Source organism: Pseudoxanthomonas sp. Soil82, from assembly GCF_040446535.1.
In the GTDB taxonomy this organism is placed as follows: domain Bacteria; phylum Pseudomonadota; class Gammaproteobacteria; order Xanthomonadales; family Xanthomonadaceae; genus Pseudoxanthomonas; species Pseudoxanthomonas kaohsiungensis.
Window position 1 is genome coordinate 328,663 of record NZ_JBEAAK010000002.1, and the last position, 18,906, is coordinate 347,568.

Annotated in this window: 19 protein-coding genes; 8 read left to right on the forward strand and 11 right to left on the reverse strand. The window is 70.9% G+C overall.

What is annotated here, in order from left to right:
* The first annotated feature begins 271 nt into the window (after window positions 1-271).
* Window positions 272-1,204 carry a LysR substrate-binding domain-containing protein gene (locus ABKA19_RS06950; RefSeq protein WP_353688295.1) on the forward strand — a complete coding sequence of 311 codons (933 nt, stop codon included), beginning with the start codon at window positions 272-274 and terminating at the stop codon, window positions 1,202-1,204.
* Between the two features lie 76 nt (window positions 1,205-1,280).
* Window positions 1,281-1,574 carry a hypothetical protein gene (locus ABKA19_RS06955; protein WP_353688296.1) on the forward strand — a complete coding sequence of 98 codons (294 nt, stop codon included), beginning with the start codon at window positions 1,281-1,283 and terminating at the stop codon, window positions 1,572-1,574.
* Between the two features lie 25 nt (window positions 1,575-1,599).
* Here the strand turns inward: ABKA19_RS06955 and ABKA19_RS06960 are convergent, their stop codons facing one another.
* The gene (locus ABKA19_RS06960; RefSeq protein WP_353688297.1) at window positions 1,600-1,956 is read right to left on the reverse strand and encodes a GFA family protein; all 357 of its coding nucleotides are present in this window, start codon (window positions 1,954-1,956) and stop codon (window positions 1,600-1,602) included.
* A 132-nt stretch (window positions 1,957-2,088) separates the two neighbouring features.
* Here ABKA19_RS06960 and ABKA19_RS06965 point away from each other — a divergent pair, with 132 nt between their 5' ends.
* The gene (locus ABKA19_RS06965; RefSeq protein WP_353688298.1) at window positions 2,089-3,906 is read left to right on the forward strand and encodes a DUF885 domain-containing protein; all 1,818 of its coding nucleotides are present in this window, start codon (window positions 2,089-2,091) and stop codon (window positions 3,904-3,906) included.
* A gap of 202 nt (window positions 3,907-4,108) precedes the next feature.
* Here ABKA19_RS06965 and ABKA19_RS06970 read toward each other — a convergent pair whose 3' ends face one another.
* Window positions 4,109-5,677: a serine hydrolase gene (locus ABKA19_RS06970; RefSeq protein WP_502945750.1), complete on the reverse strand. Its 1,569-nt coding sequence runs from the start codon at window positions 5,675-5,677 to the stop codon at window positions 4,109-4,111.
* A gap of 299 nt (window positions 5,678-5,976) precedes the next feature.
* On the opposite strand from ABKA19_RS06970, the gene ABKA19_RS06975 reads away from it, so the two are divergent.
* Genes ABKA19_RS06975 through ABKA19_RS06985 form a run of 3 tightly spaced genes read left to right on the forward strand, consistent with a single transcriptional unit; the run spans window position 5,977 to window position 8,531 of the window.
* Window positions 5,977-6,807: a DUF72 domain-containing protein gene (locus ABKA19_RS06975; RefSeq protein WP_353688299.1), complete on the forward strand. Its 831-nt coding sequence runs from the start codon at window positions 5,977-5,979 to the stop codon at window positions 6,805-6,807.
* 50 nt (window positions 6,808-6,857) lie between these two features.
* Window positions 6,858-7,508 (forward strand): DUF2238 domain-containing protein, encoded by a 651-nt coding sequence (locus ABKA19_RS06980; protein WP_353688300.1) that lies wholly within the window; start codon window positions 6,858-6,860, stop codon window positions 7,506-7,508.
* Between the two features lie 57 nt (window positions 7,509-7,565).
* Window positions 7,566-8,531, forward strand: coding sequence for a DMT family transporter (locus ABKA19_RS06985; protein ID WP_353688301.1), 966 nt, complete (start codon window positions 7,566-7,568; stop codon window positions 8,529-8,531).
* A 133-nt stretch (window positions 8,532-8,664) separates the two neighbouring features.
* Here the strand turns inward: ABKA19_RS06985 and ABKA19_RS06990 are convergent, their stop codons facing one another.
* The 7 genes from ABKA19_RS06990 to ABKA19_RS07020 form a co-directional block, all read right to left on the reverse strand.
* Window positions 8,665-9,741, reverse strand: coding sequence for a sensor domain-containing diguanylate cyclase (locus ABKA19_RS06990; protein WP_162405386.1), 1,077 nt, complete (start codon window positions 9,739-9,741; stop codon window positions 8,665-8,667).
* 77 nt (window positions 9,742-9,818) lie between these two features.
* Window positions 9,819-10,241: a universal stress protein gene (locus tag ABKA19_RS06995; RefSeq protein WP_353688302.1), complete on the reverse strand. Its 423-nt coding sequence runs from the start codon at window positions 10,239-10,241 to the stop codon at window positions 9,819-9,821.
* Between the two features lie 97 nt (window positions 10,242-10,338).
* Window positions 10,339-11,058: a pseudouridine synthase gene (locus ABKA19_RS07000; protein ID WP_162377362.1), complete on the reverse strand. Its 720-nt coding sequence runs from the start codon at window positions 11,056-11,058 to the stop codon at window positions 10,339-10,341.
* 133 nt (window positions 11,059-11,191) lie between these two features.
* The gene (locus tag ABKA19_RS07005) at window positions 11,192-13,102 is read right to left on the reverse strand and encodes a DEAD/DEAH box helicase (protein WP_353688303.1); all 1,911 of its coding nucleotides are present in this window, start codon (window positions 13,100-13,102) and stop codon (window positions 11,192-11,194) included.
* Between the two features lie 119 nt (window positions 13,103-13,221).
* Window positions 13,222-14,421, reverse strand: a complete 1,200-nt coding sequence (locus tag ABKA19_RS07010) for a COG3904 family protein (protein WP_353688304.1) — start codon at window positions 14,419-14,421, stop codon at window positions 13,222-13,224.
* A gap of 81 nt (window positions 14,422-14,502) precedes the next feature.
* On the reverse strand, window positions 14,503-14,892 hold the full coding sequence (locus tag ABKA19_RS07015; RefSeq protein WP_353688305.1) for an MAPEG family protein: 390 nt from the start codon (window positions 14,890-14,892) through the stop codon (window positions 14,503-14,505).
* Between the two features lie 182 nt (window positions 14,893-15,074).
* Window positions 15,075-15,473 (reverse strand): SpoIIAA family protein, encoded by a 399-nt coding sequence (locus ABKA19_RS07020; RefSeq protein ID WP_353688306.1) that lies wholly within the window; start codon window positions 15,471-15,473, stop codon window positions 15,075-15,077.
* A 180-nt stretch (window positions 15,474-15,653) separates the two neighbouring features.
* Here ABKA19_RS07020 and ABKA19_RS07025 point away from each other — a divergent pair, with 180 nt between their 5' ends.
* Together ABKA19_RS07025 and ABKA19_RS07030 are read left to right on the forward strand one after the other, a co-directional pair.
* A complete protein-coding gene (locus ABKA19_RS07025; protein WP_162377284.1) occupies window positions 15,654-16,013 on the forward strand; it encodes a DUF1428 domain-containing protein in 360 nt (119 codons plus the stop codon).
* Between the two features lie 90 nt (window positions 16,014-16,103).
* Complete coding sequence (locus ABKA19_RS07030; protein ID WP_353688307.1) at window positions 16,104-16,508, forward strand: GFA family protein; 405 nt, start codon at window positions 16,104-16,106, stop codon at window positions 16,506-16,508.
* Between the two features lie 33 nt (window positions 16,509-16,541).
* On the opposite strand, the gene ABKA19_RS07035 is transcribed toward ABKA19_RS07030, so the two are convergent.
* The gene (locus tag ABKA19_RS07035) at window positions 16,542-16,961 is read right to left on the reverse strand and encodes an EF-hand domain-containing protein (RefSeq protein ID WP_353688308.1); all 420 of its coding nucleotides are present in this window, start codon (window positions 16,959-16,961) and stop codon (window positions 16,542-16,544) included.
* Window positions 16,962-17,127: 166 nt separating this feature from the next.
* Entirely contained in the window at window positions 17,128-18,807 is a 1,680-nt protein-coding gene (hutU, locus tag ABKA19_RS07040) for a urocanate hydratase (RefSeq protein WP_353688309.1), read from the reverse strand.
* Between the last annotated feature and the right edge of the window lie 99 nt (window positions 18,808-18,906).

Sequence of the window (18,906 nt, forward strand, 5' to 3'; positions counted from 1 at the left end):
TGCCGTGATGGGCCTGCCTGCGGCCGGCCAGTGCCGCGACAGCGCTGCCTGGATCCGGTCGCACGGGGACCGGCGAAGGGCATCGTGCTCCGCCGCTCCGGCGTGCGAGGGACGCACCGGGCAAGCCAGCATGCCGCGGGGACCGACGCCGTACCGGCCGTTTCCGGACATCGCATCCGGCGTGGACCGGAGGCGCAGCATCGCGCCAGTGCGGTGGGTCGACAAGCGCGTAGTATCCACGCGAGCCACAAATCCTGCTCATGGCTTGCCGATGAACCTGCGCCCCACCCTGCTGCCCGCGCTGGGCGTGTTCGCCGCCGCCGCACGCCACCAGAATTTCGCCCATGCGGCGGAAGAACTGCACCTGACCGCCAGTGCGGTCAGCCACCACGTGCGCAAGCTCGAAACCATCCTCGGCGCGCGCCTGTTCCTGCGCCATGCGCGCGGCGTGTCGCTCACGCCCGAAGGCCGGCAGCTGGCGGACGCCGCGTCGGCGGCGCTGGCCGACGTGGCGGCGGTGGCCGGCAACCTGCAGCCGGCGGCAGGGATCTCGATCCTGCGGATCAGCACCCTGCATTCGCTGGTGTACTGCTGGCTGCTGCCGCGGCTGAAGGGGTTCTGCGACGCCTACCCGCACGTCCGGCTGGAAGTGGACGCGAGTACCGCGCTGGCGCGCTTCGATGAAGGCGGACCGGACCTGGCGATCCGCTACGGACCGGGACATTGGCCCGGGCTGACCGCCCACCACCTGATGGACGACGCGCTGTTCCCGGTCGCCTCGCCCGGGCTGCCCGGGATCGAGGACGTGCGCGACGCAGCCCAGGTCGCGCGCCTGCCGCTGGTGGCGGACATGGGCCTGCAAGGCTGGCGCGACTGGTTCCAGGCCGCCGGCATCCGCGGCGTGGCGCTGCCGGCCATGCACACCTTCTGCGACAGCACCGATGCCATGCGCGCGGCGGCGCACGGGATCGGCGCGGCGCTGGCCCGCACCTACATCGCCCAGCCCTACCTCGAGCGCGGCGAGCTGGTCCGCCTGCCGGGCCCGGCGCTGAAGGCGCGCTTCGCCTACTACGCAGTGCATCCGGCGCACCGGCCGCCCGCTCCCGCCGCGTCGCTGTTCCTGGCCTGGCTCAAACAGCAGGCGCACGGCCAGCAGCCGTCGACACGCGCACGCACACCGAGGGCGCACGGCCGCCTTCGCTGAATATGCATCGCATCCATCACCTGCTTTTGATGGGGCCGGCGGCAGGCTGGAGCAGCCCCCTTCTGGAAGCCTTGCCATGCCCCAGCTCCGCATCCGCATCACCGGCAGCGACGACGACCTGCGCGCGGTGGCCGACCTGCTGCAGAGCCTGGAAGGCATCGAGCACGTGGAGGAAGTGGCCGACCTGATGCCACAGATGGACGACGAGGATTCCAGTTCGGCGGGGCTGTCCGACGATCTCGGCCCGGGCACGCACGAACTGGAAGTGGACGCACCGAACGCCTATACCGCCGGCCGCGTTCGCGAACTGGTGGGAGAGCTGGCCTACCGGCTCGGCCTGGTGGTCGAGTTCGTCGAGGAAGAGGACTGACCGGCGTCGTGGCGTGCCCGGCCGCCTAGAAGCTGGCGCCGTCGACCGGCACGATCTTCAGCCCCGCCAGGTCCACCTCCGGCAGGCAGCGCACGTTGACCGCCACCGTGGCTTCGCCGGTCTTCGGATTGGTGCCTTCGCTGAACGGCGCGATGCCGCACACCGTGCAGTGGTGATGGGCCAGGTGTTCCCGGTTGAAGCGGTAGGTCGCCAGGTCCGCTTCGGCCGTCTTCAGCACCAGGGCGCTGCGCGGCGCGAACCAGAGCAGGCCGCCGCGGCGGCGGCACATCGAACAGTTGCAGTCGTAGACCTCGGTGATGCCGTCGCCGACCTCGACCTCATAGGCGATGCGGCCGCAGTGGCAGCTTCCGGCAAGTCTCATCGGGTGTCCTCGTTGTAGGCCTGGCCATAGGGTAGCGTCGGCGCCCCCTGCCGTGCACGGTCCGGCGGCAGGTGCACGGCCGGCCTCCGGGCGCCTATCCTTGGGACTTTCCCGCTACGCCCCGGAAACCCCATGCGCCGCTCCCTGCTCGCCCTTGCCCTCCTCGCCAGCCTGGCGGCCTGCCACAAGGCCGAGACCCCCACCGCGCCCGCCACACCAGCCGACGGCTCCACCGCCACGGCCACCGGCGCCAGCCAGGCCGATACGGCATTTGCCGACCTGTCGCAGCGCGCACTGGATGGCTGGTTCCAGCTGTCGCCGGTCAGCGCGACCCAGACCGGCGAGCACCGCTACGACGGCGAACTGGACGACCTCAGCGCCGAAGGCCGGCAGAAGGCGCTCGATTTCAGCAAGAAGATCCTCGCCGAACTGGAAGCGATGGACGTCTCCCAGCTCTCGCGCGAGAACCAGGTCGACGCGGCGATCCTGCGCAACCAGCTCCGCTACGACATCTGGAACGCCGAAACGCTGCAGTCCTGGGCATGGGATCCGCAGGCCTACAGCGGCCTGGCCGGCAGTGCGATCTACGGCCTGATGGCGCGCGAGTTCGCGCCGATGCCCGACCGCCTGCAGTCGGCGACCGCGCGCATGGAGAAGATCCCCGCGCTGCTCGCCCAGGCCCGCGCCAACCTCGACCCGGCACGCGTGCCGAAGGTCCATGCCGAGACGGTCGCGCGGCAGAACGCCGGCATCCTCAGCATCGTCGAGACCTTCATCACCCCGAACCTGGGCCAGCTGGCCAATCCCGAGCGCGAGCGCGCGGAGAAGGCCATCGACGGCCTGAAGAAGGCCGTGGCCGAGCACCAGGACTGGCTGGACGACACGCTCGTCCCGAATGCCCAGGGCGAATTCCGCATCGGCGCGGAGAAGTACGACCAGAAGCTGCAGTTCGCGCTGCTGTCCTCGCTGTCGCGCGCGGAGATCAAGCAACGCGCCGAGGCCGAACTGGTGCGCGTGCGCGGCGAGATGTACGGCATCGCCCGCCAGGTGCTGGCCGGCAAGCCGGGCGCGCCCGAACTGCCCGACAGCCCCACGCCCGAACAGCAGCAGAAGGCGATCGAGGCGGCGCTGGAGCTGGCCTACGCCGAGCGCCCGGCGCGCGACAAGGTGGTCGCCGATGCCGAAGCCGCGCTGGCACGCGCGACCGAGTTCGTCCGCCAGAAGGACCTGGTCACCCTGCCGGACGCGCCGGTCGAGATCATCGAGATGCCGGAGTTCCAGCGCGGCGTGGCGGTGGCCTATGCCGATTCGCCCGGCCCGCTCGACAAGAACCTCAAGACCTTCTACGCGGTCTCGCCGATCCCGGAGGACTGGACCCAGGCGCAGGTCGATTCGTTCCTGCGCGAATACAACTCGCGCATGATCGAACTGCTGAGCATCCACGAAGGCACGCCGGGGCACTACCTGGAGGGCTGGCACTCGGCCAAGTTCCCCTCGACCCTGCGCGCGGTGCTGCGCTCGGGCATGTTCGCCGAGGGCTGGGCCGTCTACACCGAGAAGATGATGGCCGACGCCGGCTACCTGGACAACGATCCGTTGTTCCGCCTGGTGCAGCTGAAGTTCTACCTGCGCACGATTGCCAATGCGATCCTGGACCAGGGCGTGCACGTGGACAACTGGACCCGCGGGCAGGCGATGGACCTGATGGTCAACCAGACCTTCCAGCAGGAGCGCGAAGCCGCCGGCAAGTGGACGCGCGCGCAGCTGACGTCCGCGCAGCTGCCCACGTACTTCGTCGGGGTGCAGGAGCACTTCGACACGCGCAAGGCGGTGGAGCAGAAGCTGGGCGCGGACTTCGACCTGAAGGCGTACCACGACCAGGTGCTGTCCTACGGCGCGCCGCCGGTGCGTTTCGTGCGCCAGTTGATGCTGGACCAGCCGATCGAGTGACCGCCCCTCCGTGACGGCGGCAACGCGCTGCCGCCGTCACGCCGGCACGGCACACGTCCACGCAGGCCATTCCTCATCGCCGCACAAGGCACCCACGCCTGTCATGTAGGAGCCGATTCATCGGCGACCCGATCAGACCCGGAGCCGCGATACGCCGCCTTCCAGCTCCACGGGTGGCCGATGAATCGGCTCCTACCGGGAATCACCGCACCGGCTCCAGCCTGAGGTCGTGGAAGTCGAAGCTGAAATCGGTCAGTTCCGACGCCGCTTCCATCCGCGCTTCGCGCACCCGGCCATCGGCATCGAGGTTGAAGGTCACGAAGGCATCGCCATTGAGCGTGCGGTCGTCCCACTTCACCAGGAAGGTGTCGTGCTGCCAGTGCTGCAGCGTGCCGGTGAGCAGCGGGCTGGGCTGGAAGCGCATCCGCAGCCGGCCGCCGTCGTGCACCACGTCCACGTCGCCGTACCAGGCGTCGCGGTAGGTACCGGCGTAGCCGGCCAGCGGCAGCGAGGGCGTGGAGCGCGGCTGGCGGGCTGCGAGCCGCTCGCGCCACGCCTTGTCGGCCTTCGCCCTGGCCTTGTCGGCCGCCGCCGCATAGGCGTCGACCCAGTCGGTGCGCTGCGCCGGCTGCATGAACGCGTCCAGGACCTGCATCGTCAGCGCGTTGAAGGCGCCCCCGGCCTCCTGGTTGGTCAGCACCACGACGCCGAGGTTGCGACCCGGCACCAGGGTCACCCGCGACACCATGCCCGGCCAGCCACCGGTGTGCCACACCAGCTTCTCGCCGCGATAGGACGAGGTGATCCAGCCCTCGCCGTAGCCGAGGAAATCCGGCCGGGCCGCGGCCAGTTGCGGCACCGGCGGTTCGGCGATGGGCATCGGCGATAGCAGCGACCACATTTCCTTCTGCCGTTCCCGCGAGAACAGGCGCTGCTCGTTGCCCTGCGCATCGGTGAACGTGCCTCCCGCCAGCTGCGCGCGCATCCAGCGGCCCATGTCGTGCACGCTGGAGTAGATGCCACCGGCGCCGGCGGCGTTGTGCCAGGTGAGCGGGAAGGTGGGTCGCAGCGTGGTGAAGTCCGCCTTCGCATGCCCGGTGGCGACGTTGTCGCCCGGCCGCAGCGCATCGGCGTTGAAGCGGGTGCCGCCCATGCCCAGCGGATCGAAGAAGCGCTGCTGCAGGAACTGCGCGTACGACTGGCCCGAGACTTCCTCGATCACCCGCGTCGCGACCGCATAGAGGATGTTGTCGTAGGCATAACGCTCGCGGAAACCGGTCTTCAGCGGCACGTCCTTCAACCGCCGCACGACCTCCTCGTTGCGGTAGTCGCTTCCGGGCCAGAACAGCAGGTCGCCGGCGCCCAGGCCCAGGCCGCTGCGGTGCGTGAGCAGGTCGCGGATCCGCATCTGGCCGGTCACGTACGGATCGGACATGCGGAACCCGGGCAGGTGGTCGACCACCCGGTCGTCCAGCGACAGCTTGCCTTCGTCGGCCAGCATCGACAGCGAGGCGGCGGTGAAGGCCTTGGTGTTGGAAGCGATGGCGAACAGGGTGTGTTCGTCGACCGGCGCCGGCTTGCCGATCTCGCGCACGCCCCAGCCGCGTTCCAGCACGACCTGACCGTCCTTCACCACCGCCACCGCGATTCCGGGCACTTCGAAGCGCTCGCGCACCTGTGCGACCCAGGCGTCCAGCTCGGCCGGATAGAAGGCCGAGTCCCGCGGCTCGGCGGCCATGGGCGCGTCGGCGGCGGTGGCGGACCAAGGCATCAGCAGGAACAGGCCGAGCGCCAACAGGCAGCGGGACGGCGGCGGAAGCAGGCGCATGTGGCGGAACCCGGAAGGCATGGAATCCCGATTCTAGGGGCGCGGCGGCTTCTTGTAGGAGCCCAGCTTGCTGGCGACACGGGCGTGGGGACATGGGACCGTCGCCTGCACCGGCGTCGCCGCGTCGCGGGCAAGCCCGGCTCCTACCAGGGCCGCGGCAGGGCCGGCGGGCGCTGGCAAGCCCGCAGCGTGGCGGTCCCGGCAGCTAATATCCGCATCGGAACCCTCATGCCCGTCCATCGATGCACGACCTGTTCGCTCCCGCTGCGCCCGCTGCCCGCAATACCCGCGTCCACGTCGGCATCGGCGGCTGGACCTACGCGCCCTGGCGCGGCGGGGTGTTCTACCCCGAAGGCCTGGTCCAGCGGCGGGAGCTCGAGTACGCCAGCCGGCAACTCACCGCCATCGAGATCAACGGCACCTACTACGGCGCGCAGAAGCCCGCCACCTATGCCAAGTGGCGCGACGAGACGCCACCGGGCTTCGTGTTCACCGCCAAGGCGCCGAAGCGGATCATGGCCAGCCGGCGCCTGGCCGGTACCGGTGCGCAGATCGAGGACTTCGTCGGCGGCATCTGCGAGCTGGGCGATCGCCTCGGCGCGCTGTCCTGGCAGTTCGAGCGCGGACGCGCGCCCACGCCCACGGAGCTGGAGGCCTTCCTGGCGCTGCTGCCGGCGCGTGCCGGCGGCCGGCCCCTGCGGCACGCGCTGGAGTTGCGCGAAGCGGCGCTGTTCTCCCCGCAGGTGCTGGCGCTGATGCGCCAGCGCAACGTGGCGCTGGTGTTCGCCGGCTCCGACGAACATCCCTCCTTCGCCGACCTTACCGCCGATTTCGTCTACGCCCGGCTGATGCAGGCCCGCGCGGGGCTTCCGCTGGGTTATCCCGAGGCCGAACTCGACGCCTGGGCCCGTCGCGCCGGCGAATGGGCCGCCGGCGGCGACCCGGCCGAACTGCCGCACGTGGAGCCGGCTCGTCCGGCACAGGCGCCACGCGAGGTGTTCGTGTTCTTCATCGCCAGCGCGAAGGAACGCAACCCGGCCGCGGCCCGGGCGCTGATCGAACGGCTGGCCTGAGCGCGGGCCCGGGGCACGCGGGCCGGCGCGCTTCCATGCGAGGATGCGCCATGGCCGCCGGATTCCAGCGAACGCCCGCCTCGTCGCGCTACGCGCTGTGCCTGCTCGGCCTGTTCGCCGTGGTGTGGATCGCCCTGGCCATTTCGCCGTGGTACCGGCAGGACTGGGCCCTGGAAAACGTCCTGGTCGTGGTGGCGGTGCCGGTCCTGGCCTGGGGCTGGCGGGCCATGCCGCTGACCCGGCTCAGCTACGCCTGCCTGTTCGTGTTCGGCGTGGTGCACGAGATCGGCGCGCACTACACCTACGCCGAGGTGCCCTACGACGCCTTCTTCGAACGCGTCGCCGGCGTCTCGCTGGATGCCGCCCTGGGCCTGGAGCGCAACAGCTTCGACCGCTGGGTACACCTGCTCTACGGCCTGCTGGTGACGCCCGCCTGCGTGGAACTGCTCGACCACGTGGCGCCGCCGCGGGGCATCTGGCGCTACCTGCTGCCGGTGAGCTTCGTCATGTCCCATTCGCTGCTGTTCGAGATGTTCGAGTGGCTGGCCGCCAGCGTGTTCGGCGGCGACCTTGGACAGGCCTACCTGGGCACCCAGGGCGACATATGGGATGCGCAGAAGGACATGCTGATGGCCACCGTCGGCGCGGTGGCCGCCGTGACGGCGCTGGGCCTGCGCGGCTGGCTGGCGCCGCGCCACTGAGGCGCGACCGCATCGACAGCATCGTCGCGGGCACCGGCGGCGGGCGATAATGCGCCGATGCCGACCTCCGATCGCACCCGCGCCCAACTGCAAATCCATTTCTGCGTCCTGTTGTGGGGCTTCACCGCGATCCTGGGCAAGCTGATCAGCCTGCCCGCGTTGCCGCTGGTGTGGTGGCGGATGCTTCTGGTCGTGGTGGCGCTGGCCCTGATCCCGCGCGTGTGGCGCGGGCTGCGCGCGTTGCCGCCGCGGCTGGTGCTGGCCTATGCCGGCATCGGCGTGCTGGTAGCCCTGCACTGGCTGACCTTCTACGGCGCGATCAAGCTGGCCAATGCCTCGGTGGCGGCCACCTGCATCGCGCTGGCCCCGGTGTTCACGGCGGTGATCGAGCCGTGGGTCGCGCGACGCCCCTTCCGCCCGCGCGAACTGGCGCTGGGCGTGGCGGTGCTGCCGGGCGTGGCGCTGGTGGTCGGCGGCGTGCCCGATGGCATGCGCCTGGGCGTCGCCGTGGGGGCGCTGTCGGCCCTGCTGGTGGCCGCGTTCGGTTCGTTCAACAAGCGCCTGGTCGAACACGCCGACCCGTTGACGGTTACCGGCATCGAGCTCGGGGCCGGTACCCTGGCGCTGACCCTGCTCGCGCCGCTGATGCCGCTGCTGTTGCCGGCCTTCGCCGGCGACCTCCTGGTCCTGCCTGGGCTGCGCGACGGCGCGCTGCTGCTGGTGCTGTCGCTGGGCTGTACCCTGCTGCCGTTCGCGCTGTCGCTGGTCGCGCTGCGCCACCTCAGCGCCTACACGGTGCAGCTGGCGACCAACCTGGAACCGGTCTACGCGATCGTGCTGGCGGCGCTGCTGCTGGGCGAACAGCGCGAGCTGACCCCGCTGTTCTACCTGGGCGTGGCGATCATCCTCGGCGCGGTGTTCCTCGACCCGCTGCTCTCGCGCCGCGGCCGCAAGCCCGCGCCGGCCGAGGTGCAGCACCCGGAAGTGCTCGGCATCTCCGAGGCCAAGCAGCTGGTGGAATGACGACGCGGCACGACGGGCCGGATCCGGTCCTGGTCGACGGATTGTCCGTCCAGCCGGCAATCGCGGACCGGGGATGGTGGCGGGACTAGCCGGGCAAGCCCGGCTCTACGAAAACCAGGCCGGGCGCGGGGCTTCAGTGGCCTTCGTCGACTTCGACCCGGTCGCGGCCGGCATTCTTGGCCCGGTACAGCGCGTGGTCGGCGCGGGCGATCAGCTCGCCGGGCGTTTCGCCGCGCCGGTACTGGGCCACGCCGATGCTGCCGCTGACCACGATCCCGATCGGCAGCACGGCGATGCCCTGGCGCAGGAACTCGCACTGCAGCCGCGCCTGCTCGAGCGTGGCGTCGGGAACGAGCACGGCGAATTCCTCGCCGCCGTAGCGTGCCGCCATGCCCGCGCCGGCAAAGTGCGACTTCAGCAGCGCGGCCACCTCGGCGAGCACGCGATCGCCCTCGGCGTGGCCGTTGACGTCGTTGATGGTCTTGAAATGGTCCAGGTCCAGCAGCGCCACCGACAGCGGCAGGCCCTCGCGTTCGGCCCGCTCGATCGCGGCGGCCAACGCCACCGCGTATGCACGCCGGTTGGGCAGGCCGGTCAGCGGATCGGTGCGGGTCTGCTCGGCCAGGTCGGCGTTCTGCTGTTCCAGCAGGTCCGAATACTGGGTCAACTGCTGCTCGTACCAGTCGCGGTCGCGCATGTGGCGGTCGAGCTCGCGCGCGGCCCGGCGCAGTTCGATCAGGTGCGCGGCCTGGCGCGCCAGCGCGCGCAAGGCTTCGGCCTGGCTCCCGCTCAGCGTGCCCGGGCGGTCGTCGAACACGCACAGGCTGCCCAGCGGCAGGCCCTCGCCGTCCAGCAGCGGCACGCCCGCATAGAAGCGCACGCCCAGCTCGCCGGTGACCGCCGGATGGTCCACGAAACGGGCATCGCGCAAGGTGTCCTCCACCAGCATCAGGCGTCGTGGCTCGAGGATGGCGTGGGCACAGAACGATTCGTCGCGCGGGGTCTGCTCGGTGTCGAACCCGTAGCGCGCCTTGAACCACTGCCGGTCCGCGTCGACCAGGGTCACCGCGCCCCTGCCCGTCCCGGCGAGGGTGGTGGCCAGCCTCACCAGGTCGTCGAAGGCCTGGTCGGGCGGCGAGTCCAGCAGGCGCGTGGCGCGCAGCGCGGCCAGGCGTTCGGCTTCGTTGTCCGGCTTGGCGGGTCTGAGCATGCGTCCCCCGGGGATTGGTGGGCGCAAGTATGCCAAGCGCGGCGGGCGCCGGCGTCAACGGCGCGCACGCGCTGCGCTCAGTGCACGACCAGCACCGGCACCGGGCTGAGCGCGATCACCTTCTGCGTCACCGAGCCGACCAGCAGGCTCTTCAGCGCGCCCTTGCCATGGCTGCCGATCACGATCATGTCCGCCTTGGCGGCCTTGGCTTCCGCCAGCAGGGTGGGCACGATGTCGCCGGTTGCGGTGCGCTCCTGGAACGGCAGCCGCGTGCGCTTGAGCAGCGGCCGCAGCGGCGCCAGCGCGGCCTCGAACTGCGCCTGGTAATAGCGGTCCGGCCCGGCCTTGCCGAACTCCTTCTCGGCGGCCTTCGACAGCCGCGGCACGACGTTGAGGACATACAGCTGCGGCGTGGCCTTCAGCGCCTTGGCCAGCTTGGCCACGTGGCGCACCGCCGCCGCGCCGATCGCACTCTCGTCCACCGCCAACAGGATCTTCATGGCCTGCTACCTCCGTCGGGACTGTCGGAAGGATGGTAATGCGGACTGCGCCCGCCGCCTTGATCCGCATCAAGCCCCGGGCCGCGGCCCGGCACCCCTACCAGTCCTGCCGGCCCGGCAGCAGGCCCTGCAGCTCGGCCTCGGTCAGGTTGCGCCACTGGCCGGGCTTGAGCGCGCCGAGCTTGACGTTGTCGATCCGCACCCGTCGCAACTGGGTGACCCGGTAGTCGAACGCGGCCGCCATCAGCCGGATCTGCCGGTTCAGGCCCTGCTCGAGCACGATCCTGAAGCCGAACTTGGCGATCCGCGTGGTCCGGCACGGCAGGGTCATCTGGCCGTGGATGCGCACCCCGCGCGCCATGCCGCGCAGGAATTCGTCGGTCACCGGCTTGTTGACCGCGACCAGGTACTCCTTCTGGTGGCGGTTCTCCGCGCGCAGGATCTCGTTGACGATGTCGCCGTTGCTCGTCAGCAGGATCAGGCCTTCCGAATCCTTGTCCAGGCGGCCGACCGGGAAGATCCGCTGCTCGTGGCCGACGAAGTCCACGATATTGCCCTTCACCGACGACTCGGTCGTGCAGGTGACGCCGACCGGCTTGTTCAGGGCGATGTAGACGTGGCGGCGCTTGCCGGCCTTGGCCGTACGCGCCTTCAGCGGCTGGCCGTCGACCAGCACGGTGTCGCCCTCGCCCACCACCGCACCGACCCCGGCCGGCTGGCCGTTGACGGTGACGCGGCGCTCGAAGATCAGGCGGTCGGCCTCGCGGCGGGAACAGAAGCCGGTTTCGGCGATGTGCTTGTTGAGGCGGACGGTCATGGCGCCATTATCGGCGATGCCGCGCCTGCACAGGCGCGGCGATGGCCGCCGGCTTCTGCGTCGATGGCGCGGCGGCCACTGTGAAATCGAGAAGCAGGCCGAGCGATGGATCGGCCGGCGCCGAAGGGCCGACTCAGCCGTGCGGCTTCGGCGGTCCCTTGCGGTGCGGCCTGGGCGCCCCGGCACCCGGCTTGCCCGGCCGGGCGCCGGGCGGACGCGGGCCGTGCGGACGCGGACCCGGCCGGAACCCGGCCTTCGGCGCGTCGGCCGACGGCGCATGGCTGCCGTCCCAGCGGCTGATCCGCAACTGCTGGCCCACCACCCAGGTCTTCTGCAGGTGCGACATGACCTCCGGCGGCATGCCCTCGGGCAGGTCCAGGATCGAGTGGTCGTCATGGATGTCGATGCGGCCGATGAAACGGCTCTCCAGGCCGGCCTCGTTGGCGATCGCACCGACGATGTTCCCGGGCTTGACCCCGTGCATGTGCCCCACTTCGACCCGGTAGGTCTCCATGCCGGCATCGGGAGCGGCGCGCGGTGGCTTGGGCGTGCGTGGCGGGCGGGCGCCGAACTCGGCGTCGTGCGCACGCGGCGCTCGCGGGGCGAAAGCGTCGCCCGGGTCGCGCGCCGGATGCGCCCGGCGCTCGCGCTCCTGGAACGGGCGCGGCTCGCGCTCGGCGCGGGCCGGGCGCGGCGGCGGCTCGTCGCGCGCCTCCAGCAGCAGTGGCGTGCCGCCCTGCAGCAGCTTGGCCAGCGCGGCGGCGATCTCGCTTGCGGCCACGTCGTGCTCGCCGGCGTAGCGGTCCACCAGCTCGCGGTAGTCCTCCAGCCCGCCGCTTTCCAGCACGCCGGAGATCTTCTCGAAGAAGCGCGCCACGCGACGGTCGTTCACCGCCGCCACCGACGGCAGCCGCATCTCCTCGATCGGCTGCCGGGTGGCGCGCTCGATCGCGCGCAGCATGCCCTTCTCGCGCGGGGTGACGAACAGGATCGCCTCGCCGCTGCGTCCGGCACGGCCGGTGCGGCCGATCCGGTGCACGTAGCTCTCGGTGTCGTACGGGATGTCGTAGTTGAGCACGTGGCTGATGCGCTCCACGTCCAGGCCGCGCGCGGCCACGTCGGTGGCCACCAGCACGTCGAGCTTGCCGTCCTTGAGCTGCTGGATGGTGCGCTCGCGCTGCTGCTGCTGGATGTCGCCGTTGATCGCGCCGGCGGCCACGCCGCGCGCCTGCAGCTTCTCGGCCAGCTCCTCGGTGGCGGCCTTGGTCCGGGCGAACACGATCATCGCGTCGAACGGCTCGGCTTCCAGGATGCGGGTCAGCGCATCCAGCTTGTGCATGCCGGTGACGAACCAGTAGCGCTGCCTGATGTTGGCCGAGGTGGTGGTCTTGGCCGCGATGGTGACTTCGGCCGGATCCTTGAGGTAAGTCTGGGCGATGCGCCGGATCGGCGGCGGCATGGTCGCCGAGAACAGCGCGACCTGGCGGTTCGGCGGGGTTTTCTGCAGCACCGCCTCGACGTCGTCGATGAAGCCCATCCGCAGCATTTCGTCGGCTTCGTCCAGGACCAGGCACTGGAGCTCGGACAGGTCCAGGGTGCCGCGGTTGAGGTGGTCGATCACCCGGCCCGGGGTGCCGACCACGACCTGCACGCCGCGGCGCAGGGCCTGCAGCTGCGGGCCGTAGCCCTGGCCGCCGTAGATCGGCAGCACGTGGAAGCCCGGGATCCGGGTCGCGTAGCGCTGGAACGCCTCGGCGACCTGGATGGCCAGCTCGCGCGTGGGCGCCAGCACCAGCGCCTGCGGCCGGGGGCGGGACATGTCCAGCTTGGCCAGCACCGGCAGCGCGAACGCGGCGGTCTTGCCGGTGCCCGTCTGGGCGGTGCCGAGCACGTCGCGCCCGGCGAGCAGCGCCGGGATGGTCGCGGCCTGGATCGGCGAGGGCGATTCGTAGCCGACGTCGGACAGCGCGGCCAGCAACGGCTCGGGCAGGCCGAGGTCGCCGAAACGCGGCGCGGCGGGGGATTCTTGGTCGGGGGCTGACATCCGAAGGCTCCGGCGGCGCGCCAGGGCGGCGCGGCGAACGTGCGGAAAAAGGGGCCGGCTATTGTGCGCCCATGGCCGGGCCTTGTCGCGCCGGAGATGAATACGCCCCCCGGCGCCGTTCAGCCGCCTTGGCCCTCGTCCACGCGTGCCGCATCGGACGGCACCGGTTCGGCGGCCACTACCGGCGCCTCGACGGCGCCGGTGGCCGATACGCCGACCGGCGCGGCGACGGGCGCGTCGGCGGGCGGCCCCTCGGGCAGTTCGTTGAACTCGGCCAGCGGGCTTTCCGCCGGGCAGTCGTCGTCGGGGAAGCCGAAGTCGCGCCGCAACTGCAAACCGCAGGTGTTGAGCGCGTGGACCTGCCCCTGTTCGCGGCATTGCTCGTCGAACGCACGCACCCACGCATCGCGACGGCGCATGAAGTCGTCACCGCACTTGTCCAGCAGGCGCACCCGGTCCAGGTCGTCTTGGGCGGCATTGTTGCCGTCGAGCCCGTACAGGCGCAGTTCGTCGCCGGTCAGCAGGCGCAGGCTGCGGTTGGGCACGGTCTTCATCACGTCGGCCAGCAGCGGCGAAGCGCCGTTGCGCTCCAGGTACTCGCGCACGGTGGCGTACACGGCCTGCAGCTCGGTGTTGAGTTCGGTCCGGCTGGTGGCGGTGGAACTGAGCCGGATGATCCGGTGGATGCCGACCTGGCCGGCCAGGCGGCGGCTGTCGCCGCCGGCCAGTACGAACACGCAGGCACTGTGGCAGACCGAATCCTCGCGTACCCAGATCGTCCAGCGGTTGGCGCCGATCCAGTCGCCCACGCGGATCGCGTCCTCGACCTGGCCACCGGTGGAATCCAGGTCCAGCACGCGGCTGCCGATGCCCAGGCTGTCGGCGACCCGGGTCACCCGTTCGACCAGCGCCGTGAAGTCGCTGGCGACCTTGCCGCGGTAGCGCAGGCGCAGCGCGTCGCCGGCCAGGCACGGTTCAAGCAGGTGGCGCAGGTTGGCGCGGCTCGGCACCGTGAGCGTTTCGCCGTCGCCGTGCCGGTAGTCGAGCCCGCAATCGATCCACGCCTGGCCGGACGACAGCTCGAGCGGCGACCAGTCGGGCGCCTTGCCCACCGGCGGTACGGCTGCGGCGGGCACCGGGGCGGCCGGAGGCTGCGCCGGCGGCGTGGCCATCGGCGCGCGGCTGACCGCCCCGCCCTCTTCCGGCGAGGCGACGGTCTGCGTCTTGACCGCGTCGGTCGGCGCCGGTGGCGGTTCGCGTCCGCAACCGGCCAGCAGGCCGACGCAGGCGAAGAACAGGCAGGAACGCAGGAGGGGCATCACGGACCATCAAGACGGGCGACGCCCCAGTCTAGGCGCAGCCCCGCCCGTGCGGACAACCTGCGATGAACGCGGCGCGATTCAGTGCAGCAGCGGCGACAGCACCAGCACCAGCCCGGCCATGGATACGACCCAGGCCAGCGAGCGCACGTAACGGATCGCCCCCAGGTACAACGGCACATAGGCCACCCTCGCCCAGAAGTACAGCTGCACGCCCAGCACACTGTTCTCGTCGGCGCGGCCGGCCACGGTCACGGCCAGCACCGCGGCGGCGAAGAACGGGAAGGTCTCGAGGAAATTGCGGTAGGCGCGTTCGCTGCGCCCGGCCACGCCGGTCAGCGGCGGCGACGAATCGCGCGGTCCGGTGTTCCACGCCAGCCCGCGCTGGCGGGTGACCAGGGCGTCGGCCAGCAGCAGCTGGACCAGTCCCAGCACGATGGCCCACACCAGGAACTTCAACTCGATGCCCATTTGCGGCCTCCACCGGATTCGGCCGCAGCGTAGCAGGTCCGCAGGCCGCGCCAGCCGTCGCAGCCCTGCGGGCGCGGATCGGCCGCGGCGAATAGCCGCAACTGCAGGGGACCAGACCGGGTATCCCAAGCCGGGTCGACGCAACGATCCCGCGCCCCACCGCTCTTCGCGCTTGCGGCGGCTCAGGCGGCCGCGTCCGGCGGCGGTTGCGGATCCACCGCGCCGGCCCACCCCAGCGCCGCTTCGACCTCGTCCTCACCGAAGCTGCGGATCTCGGTCTCCGGGAAGAACTTCGCCGCGAAACCGGTCACCGTCGCCAGCCAGTGCCGGTCGGTCACGATCGCGCCGCGCGCGAAGCGGTCGAACTGCCCGATCTTTCCCAGCGTGTAGCGCAGGTCATGGGCGATCGCCGCCGGAGTGACGCCGGTGAAGCCGCGCAGGTCGCAATACAGGCCGATGCGGGCGAACCGCGCCAGTCGCGCCTCGATGTCAGCGATGCAGCGCTCGTAGTCCGCCGCGGTCAGGGTGCCGGTGAAGCGGTAGGCGCCCAGTTGCGGCGGCGATGGCAGGATCTCGAACATGGTCAGGCTCCGGGCCAGGGCCCGCCCAGCGTACGGCATTCGGTCGCGGCGCCGCGACGGACCCTTGCCATGTCCTGAACATGCGCGGATGCAACGTAGCCGGCGCCCGTCGATACGCGGCGCCCCCATCCGTCGTATCGGCAAGGGCCAATAACGGTCCGCCAGCAGAGGAGCTGCAGCATGCCTTACATCGATGGCTTCGTGATCGCCGTTCCCACCGCCAACAAGGAGGAGTTCCTGGCGCACGCGCGCCAGTTCGATCCGATGTTCCTGGAATTCGGCGCCACGCGCGTGGTCGAAGGCTGGGGCGATGACGTCCCGCACGGCAAGGTCACCGACTTTTTCCGCGCGGTGGCTGCAAAAGACGACGAGACGGTGGTGTTCTCGTGGGTGGAGTGGCCGGACAAGGCCACCCGGGATGCCGGCGTGAAGAAGATGATGGAGGATCCGCGCATGGACCCGAACGCCACGCCGATGCCGTTCGACGGCAAGCGCATGATCTTCGGCGGGTTCGACCTGTCCCTGGAACTGACCGGCTGACCACCGCACGCGCGGCCGGGGCGCCATGGCTGCACCGCGCGCCCCGGTGCGGCTAGAGTGGCTCCTGTCCTACACGACACGGAGCCTGCGATGACCCGGACCGGCGGCTGCCGCTGCGGTGCGATCCGCTACACCCTTTCGGCCGAGCCGCTGGCCACGCGCCTGTGCTGGTGCCGCGATTGCCAGTACTGGGCGCTGGGCAATGCGGCGGTGAACATCATGGTGCCGCGTGCGGCGGTGGCCGTGGCGGGCACTCCACGCCATTACGACAGTGTTGCCGACAGCGGCAACGCGATGCGCCGCTCGTTCTGCGGTGATTGCGGGACGCATCTGTTCAGCGAATCCAGCGGCAACCTGCTGAAGATGGTCGTGCGGGTCGGCACCCTCGACAACGCCGGCGGCATCGCCCCGACCATGGTGATCTGGACCGCGTCGGCACCGGCCTGGGCGCATATCGATCCCACGTTGCAGGCCTTCCCGGGGCAACCGGGCTGACCCTGTCGAAGGCGGCGGCGATCGTGCCGCCGGCTAGCGGACGCGCACGCCGAAACCGTTCGCGAACTCGGCCTCGTCGAGGTTGCCGTCGCCATCGCGGTCCATCGACGTGAAGCGCATCTCGGCGGCGTCGCGCAGTTCGTTCTCGTCCAGCTTGCCGTCGCGATCCAGGTCGGCGACCACGATCCGCTCCGATGCCGACGGCCCGTCCTTGGCCAGGCGGCCCAACACCGCATCGAGCTCCGCGGCGGAGAGGCGCTGATCGCCGTCGGCGTCCAGCACGGAGAAGACGTCGCCGTCGTATTCGTAGCGGCTGACGACGCCGTCGCCGTTCGCATCCAGCGCCGTGAACCCGGCCGCCGGGGTCACGGGCGGCGGCGATGCTTCCTGCGCCGCCAACGGCAAGGCCGGTGCGAGGACCAGCAGGAGGACGGTGCGGCGGGCGAGGCTCATGGAAGGCGCTCCAGTGACGGTTCGCCGGCAGCATAGGCATGCCCCCGCGGATGGCGAAGGGGACTTTGGACCTATGCGGCGGTCGGCGAACCGGGGCCGTCGGCGGGCATCCTTCCGCGACGGGCGGCGACCTCCCCCGCCCCGCGTGGGACCGGCGTCGGCCCGGTCAGGCCATCGGCAGCTTCAGCCCCTGCTCGCGCGCGCATTGGCGCGCGACCTCGTAGCCGGCATCGGCATGGCGCATCACCCCGGTGCCCGGGTCGTTCCAGAGCACCCTTGCGATGCGCCGGTCCGCATCCTCGCTGCCGTCGCAGACGATGACCACGCCCGAATGCTGCGAATAGCCCATCCCCACGCCACCGCCGTGGTGCAGCGACACCCAGGTCGCACCACCGGCGACGTTGAGCATGGCATTGAGCAGCGGCCAGTCCGACACCGCGTCCGAACCGTCCTTCATCGCCTCGGTCTCGCGGTTGGGCGATGCTACCGAGCCGCTGTCGAGGTGGTCGCGGCCGATCACCACCGGCGCCTTCAGTTCGCCGTTGCGGACCATCTCGTTGAATGCCAAGCCCAGCTTGTGGCGCAGGCCCAGGCCGACCCAGCAGATCCGCGCCGGCAAGCCCTGGAAGCTGATCCGCTCCCGCGCCATGTCCAGCCAGCGGTGCAGGTGGGCGTCGTCCGGAATCAGCTCCTTGACCTTCGCGTCGGTCCGGTAGATGTCCTCCGGATCGCCGCTCAGCGCGACCCAGCGGAAGGGACCGACCCCGCGGCAGAACAGCGGCCGCACGTACGCCGGCACGAACCCGGGGAAGTCGAACGCGTTCGCGCAGCCCTCGTCGAAGGCCATCTGCCGGATGTTGTTGCCGTAGTCCACGGTCGGGATGCCGCGCGCGTGGAAGGCCAGCATCGCTTCCACGTGGGTCCGCATCGAAGCCTTGGCCGCGTCGCGCACCTTTTCCGGCTCGCTGTTCTGCGCCGACAGCCACTGCTCCACCGTCCAGCCGACCGGCAGGTAGCCGTGCACCGGATCGTGCGCGCTGGTCTGGTCGGTGACGCAGTCCGGGCGCACGCCGCGACGCACCAGCTCGGGCAGGATCTCGGCGGCGTTGCCCAGCAGCGCGATCGATTTCGCCTCGCCTGCCGCGGTGTACCGGGCGATGCGCGCCAGTGCGTCGTCCAGGTCGGCCGCCTGCTCGTCGACGTAGCGGGTGCGCAGGCGGAAATCGATGCTGGACTGGCGGCATTCGATGGTCAGGCTGCTGGCGCCGGCCAGCGAGGCGGCCAGCGGCTGCGCGCCGCCCATGCCGCCCAGGCCGGCGGTGAGGATCCAGCGCCCCTTGAGGCTGCCGCCGTAGTGCTGGCGGCCCATCTCCACGAAGGTCTCGTAGGTGCCCTGGACGATGCCTTGGGAGCCGATGTAGATCCACGAGCCGGCGGTCATCTGCCCGTACATCATCAGGCCCTTGCGGTCGAGCTCGTTGAAGTGCTCCCAGGTGGCCCAGTGCGGGACCAGGTTGGAATTGGCGATCAGCACCCGCGGCGCGTCGGCGTGGGTGGGGAACACGCCGACCGGCTTGCCCGACTGCACCAGCAGGGTCTCGTCGTCGCCCAGGTCCCTGAGCGTGGCCAGGATCGCGTCGTAGCTGGCCCAGTCGCGCGCGGCGCGGCCGATGCCACCGTAGACGACCAGGTCCTCCGGGCGCTCCGCCACGTCCGGATCCAGGTTGTTCTGCAGCATCCGGTACGGGGCTTCGGTGAGCCAGCTGCGGCAGTTCAGCTGGGCGCCGCGCGGGGCGCGGACGACGCGCGATGGGTCGTGGCGTGGATCGTGGCGCAGGTCGGACATGCCGGGGAACCTCCAATGACAGGCCGGCATTATCGCAGGGCGCCGCGCGCGGGCGTCGGGCCTGTCCGCGCGATGCGGCGGCGGCCGAATCCGCGTCGG

Bases quoted from the DNA above. Each gene is read 5' to 3' on its own strand.
- ABKA19_RS06950 (WP_353688295.1), top strand. From the start codon at position 272: ATGAACCTGCGCCCCACCCTGCTGCCCGCGCTGGGCGTGTTCGCCGCC.
- ABKA19_RS06955 (WP_353688296.1), top strand. From the start codon at position 1,281: ATGCCCCAGCTCCGCATCCGCATCACCGGCAGCGACGACGACCTGCGC.
- ABKA19_RS06960 (WP_353688297.1), bottom strand. From the start codon at position 1,956: ATGAGACTTGCCGGAAGCTGCCACTGCGGCCGCATCGCCTATGAGGTC.
- ABKA19_RS06965 (WP_353688298.1), top strand. From the start codon at position 2,089: ATGCGCCGCTCCCTGCTCGCCCTTGCCCTCCTCGCCAGCCTGGCGGCC.
- ABKA19_RS06970 (WP_502945750.1), bottom strand. From the start codon at position 5,677: ATGCCTTGGTCCGCCACCGCCGCCGACGCGCCCATGGCCGCCGAGCCG.
- ABKA19_RS06975 (WP_353688299.1), top strand. From the start codon at position 5,977: ATGCACGACCTGTTCGCTCCCGCTGCGCCCGCTGCCCGCAATACCCGC.
- ABKA19_RS06980 (WP_353688300.1), top strand. From the start codon at position 6,858: ATGGCCGCCGGATTCCAGCGAACGCCCGCCTCGTCGCGCTACGCGCTG.
- ABKA19_RS06985 (WP_353688301.1), top strand. From the start codon at position 7,566: ATGCCGACCTCCGATCGCACCCGCGCCCAACTGCAAATCCATTTCTGC.
- ABKA19_RS06990 (WP_162405386.1), bottom strand. From the start codon at position 9,741: ATGCTCAGACCCGCCAAGCCGGACAACGAAGCCGAACGCCTGGCCGCG.
- ABKA19_RS06995 (WP_353688302.1), bottom strand. From the start codon at position 10,241: ATGAAGATCCTGTTGGCGGTGGACGAGAGTGCGATCGGCGCGGCGGCG.
- ABKA19_RS07000 (WP_162377362.1), bottom strand. From the start codon at position 11,058: ATGACCGTCCGCCTCAACAAGCACATCGCCGAAACCGGCTTCTGTTCC.
- ABKA19_RS07005 (WP_353688303.1), bottom strand. From the start codon at position 13,102: ATGTCAGCCCCCGACCAAGAATCCCCCGCCGCGCCGCGTTTCGGCGAC.
- ABKA19_RS07010 (WP_353688304.1), bottom strand. From the start codon at position 14,421: ATGCCCCTCCTGCGTTCCTGCCTGTTCTTCGCCTGCGTCGGCCTGCTG.
- ABKA19_RS07015 (WP_353688305.1), bottom strand. From the start codon at position 14,892: ATGGGCATCGAGTTGAAGTTCCTGGTGTGGGCCATCGTGCTGGGACTG.
- ABKA19_RS07020 (WP_353688306.1), bottom strand. From the start codon at position 15,473: ATGTTCGAGATCCTGCCATCGCCGCCGCAACTGGGCGCCTACCGCTTC.
- ABKA19_RS07025 (WP_162377284.1), top strand. From the start codon at position 15,654: ATGCCTTACATCGATGGCTTCGTGATCGCCGTTCCCACCGCCAACAAG.
- ABKA19_RS07030 (WP_353688307.1), top strand. From the start codon at position 16,104: ATGACCCGGACCGGCGGCTGCCGCTGCGGTGCGATCCGCTACACCCTT.
- ABKA19_RS07035 (WP_353688308.1), bottom strand. From the start codon at position 16,961: ATGAGCCTCGCCCGCCGCACCGTCCTCCTGCTGGTCCTCGCACCGGCC.
- hutU (WP_353688309.1), bottom strand. From the start codon at position 18,807: ATGTCCGACCTGCGCCACGATCCACGCCACGACCCATCGCGCGTCGTC.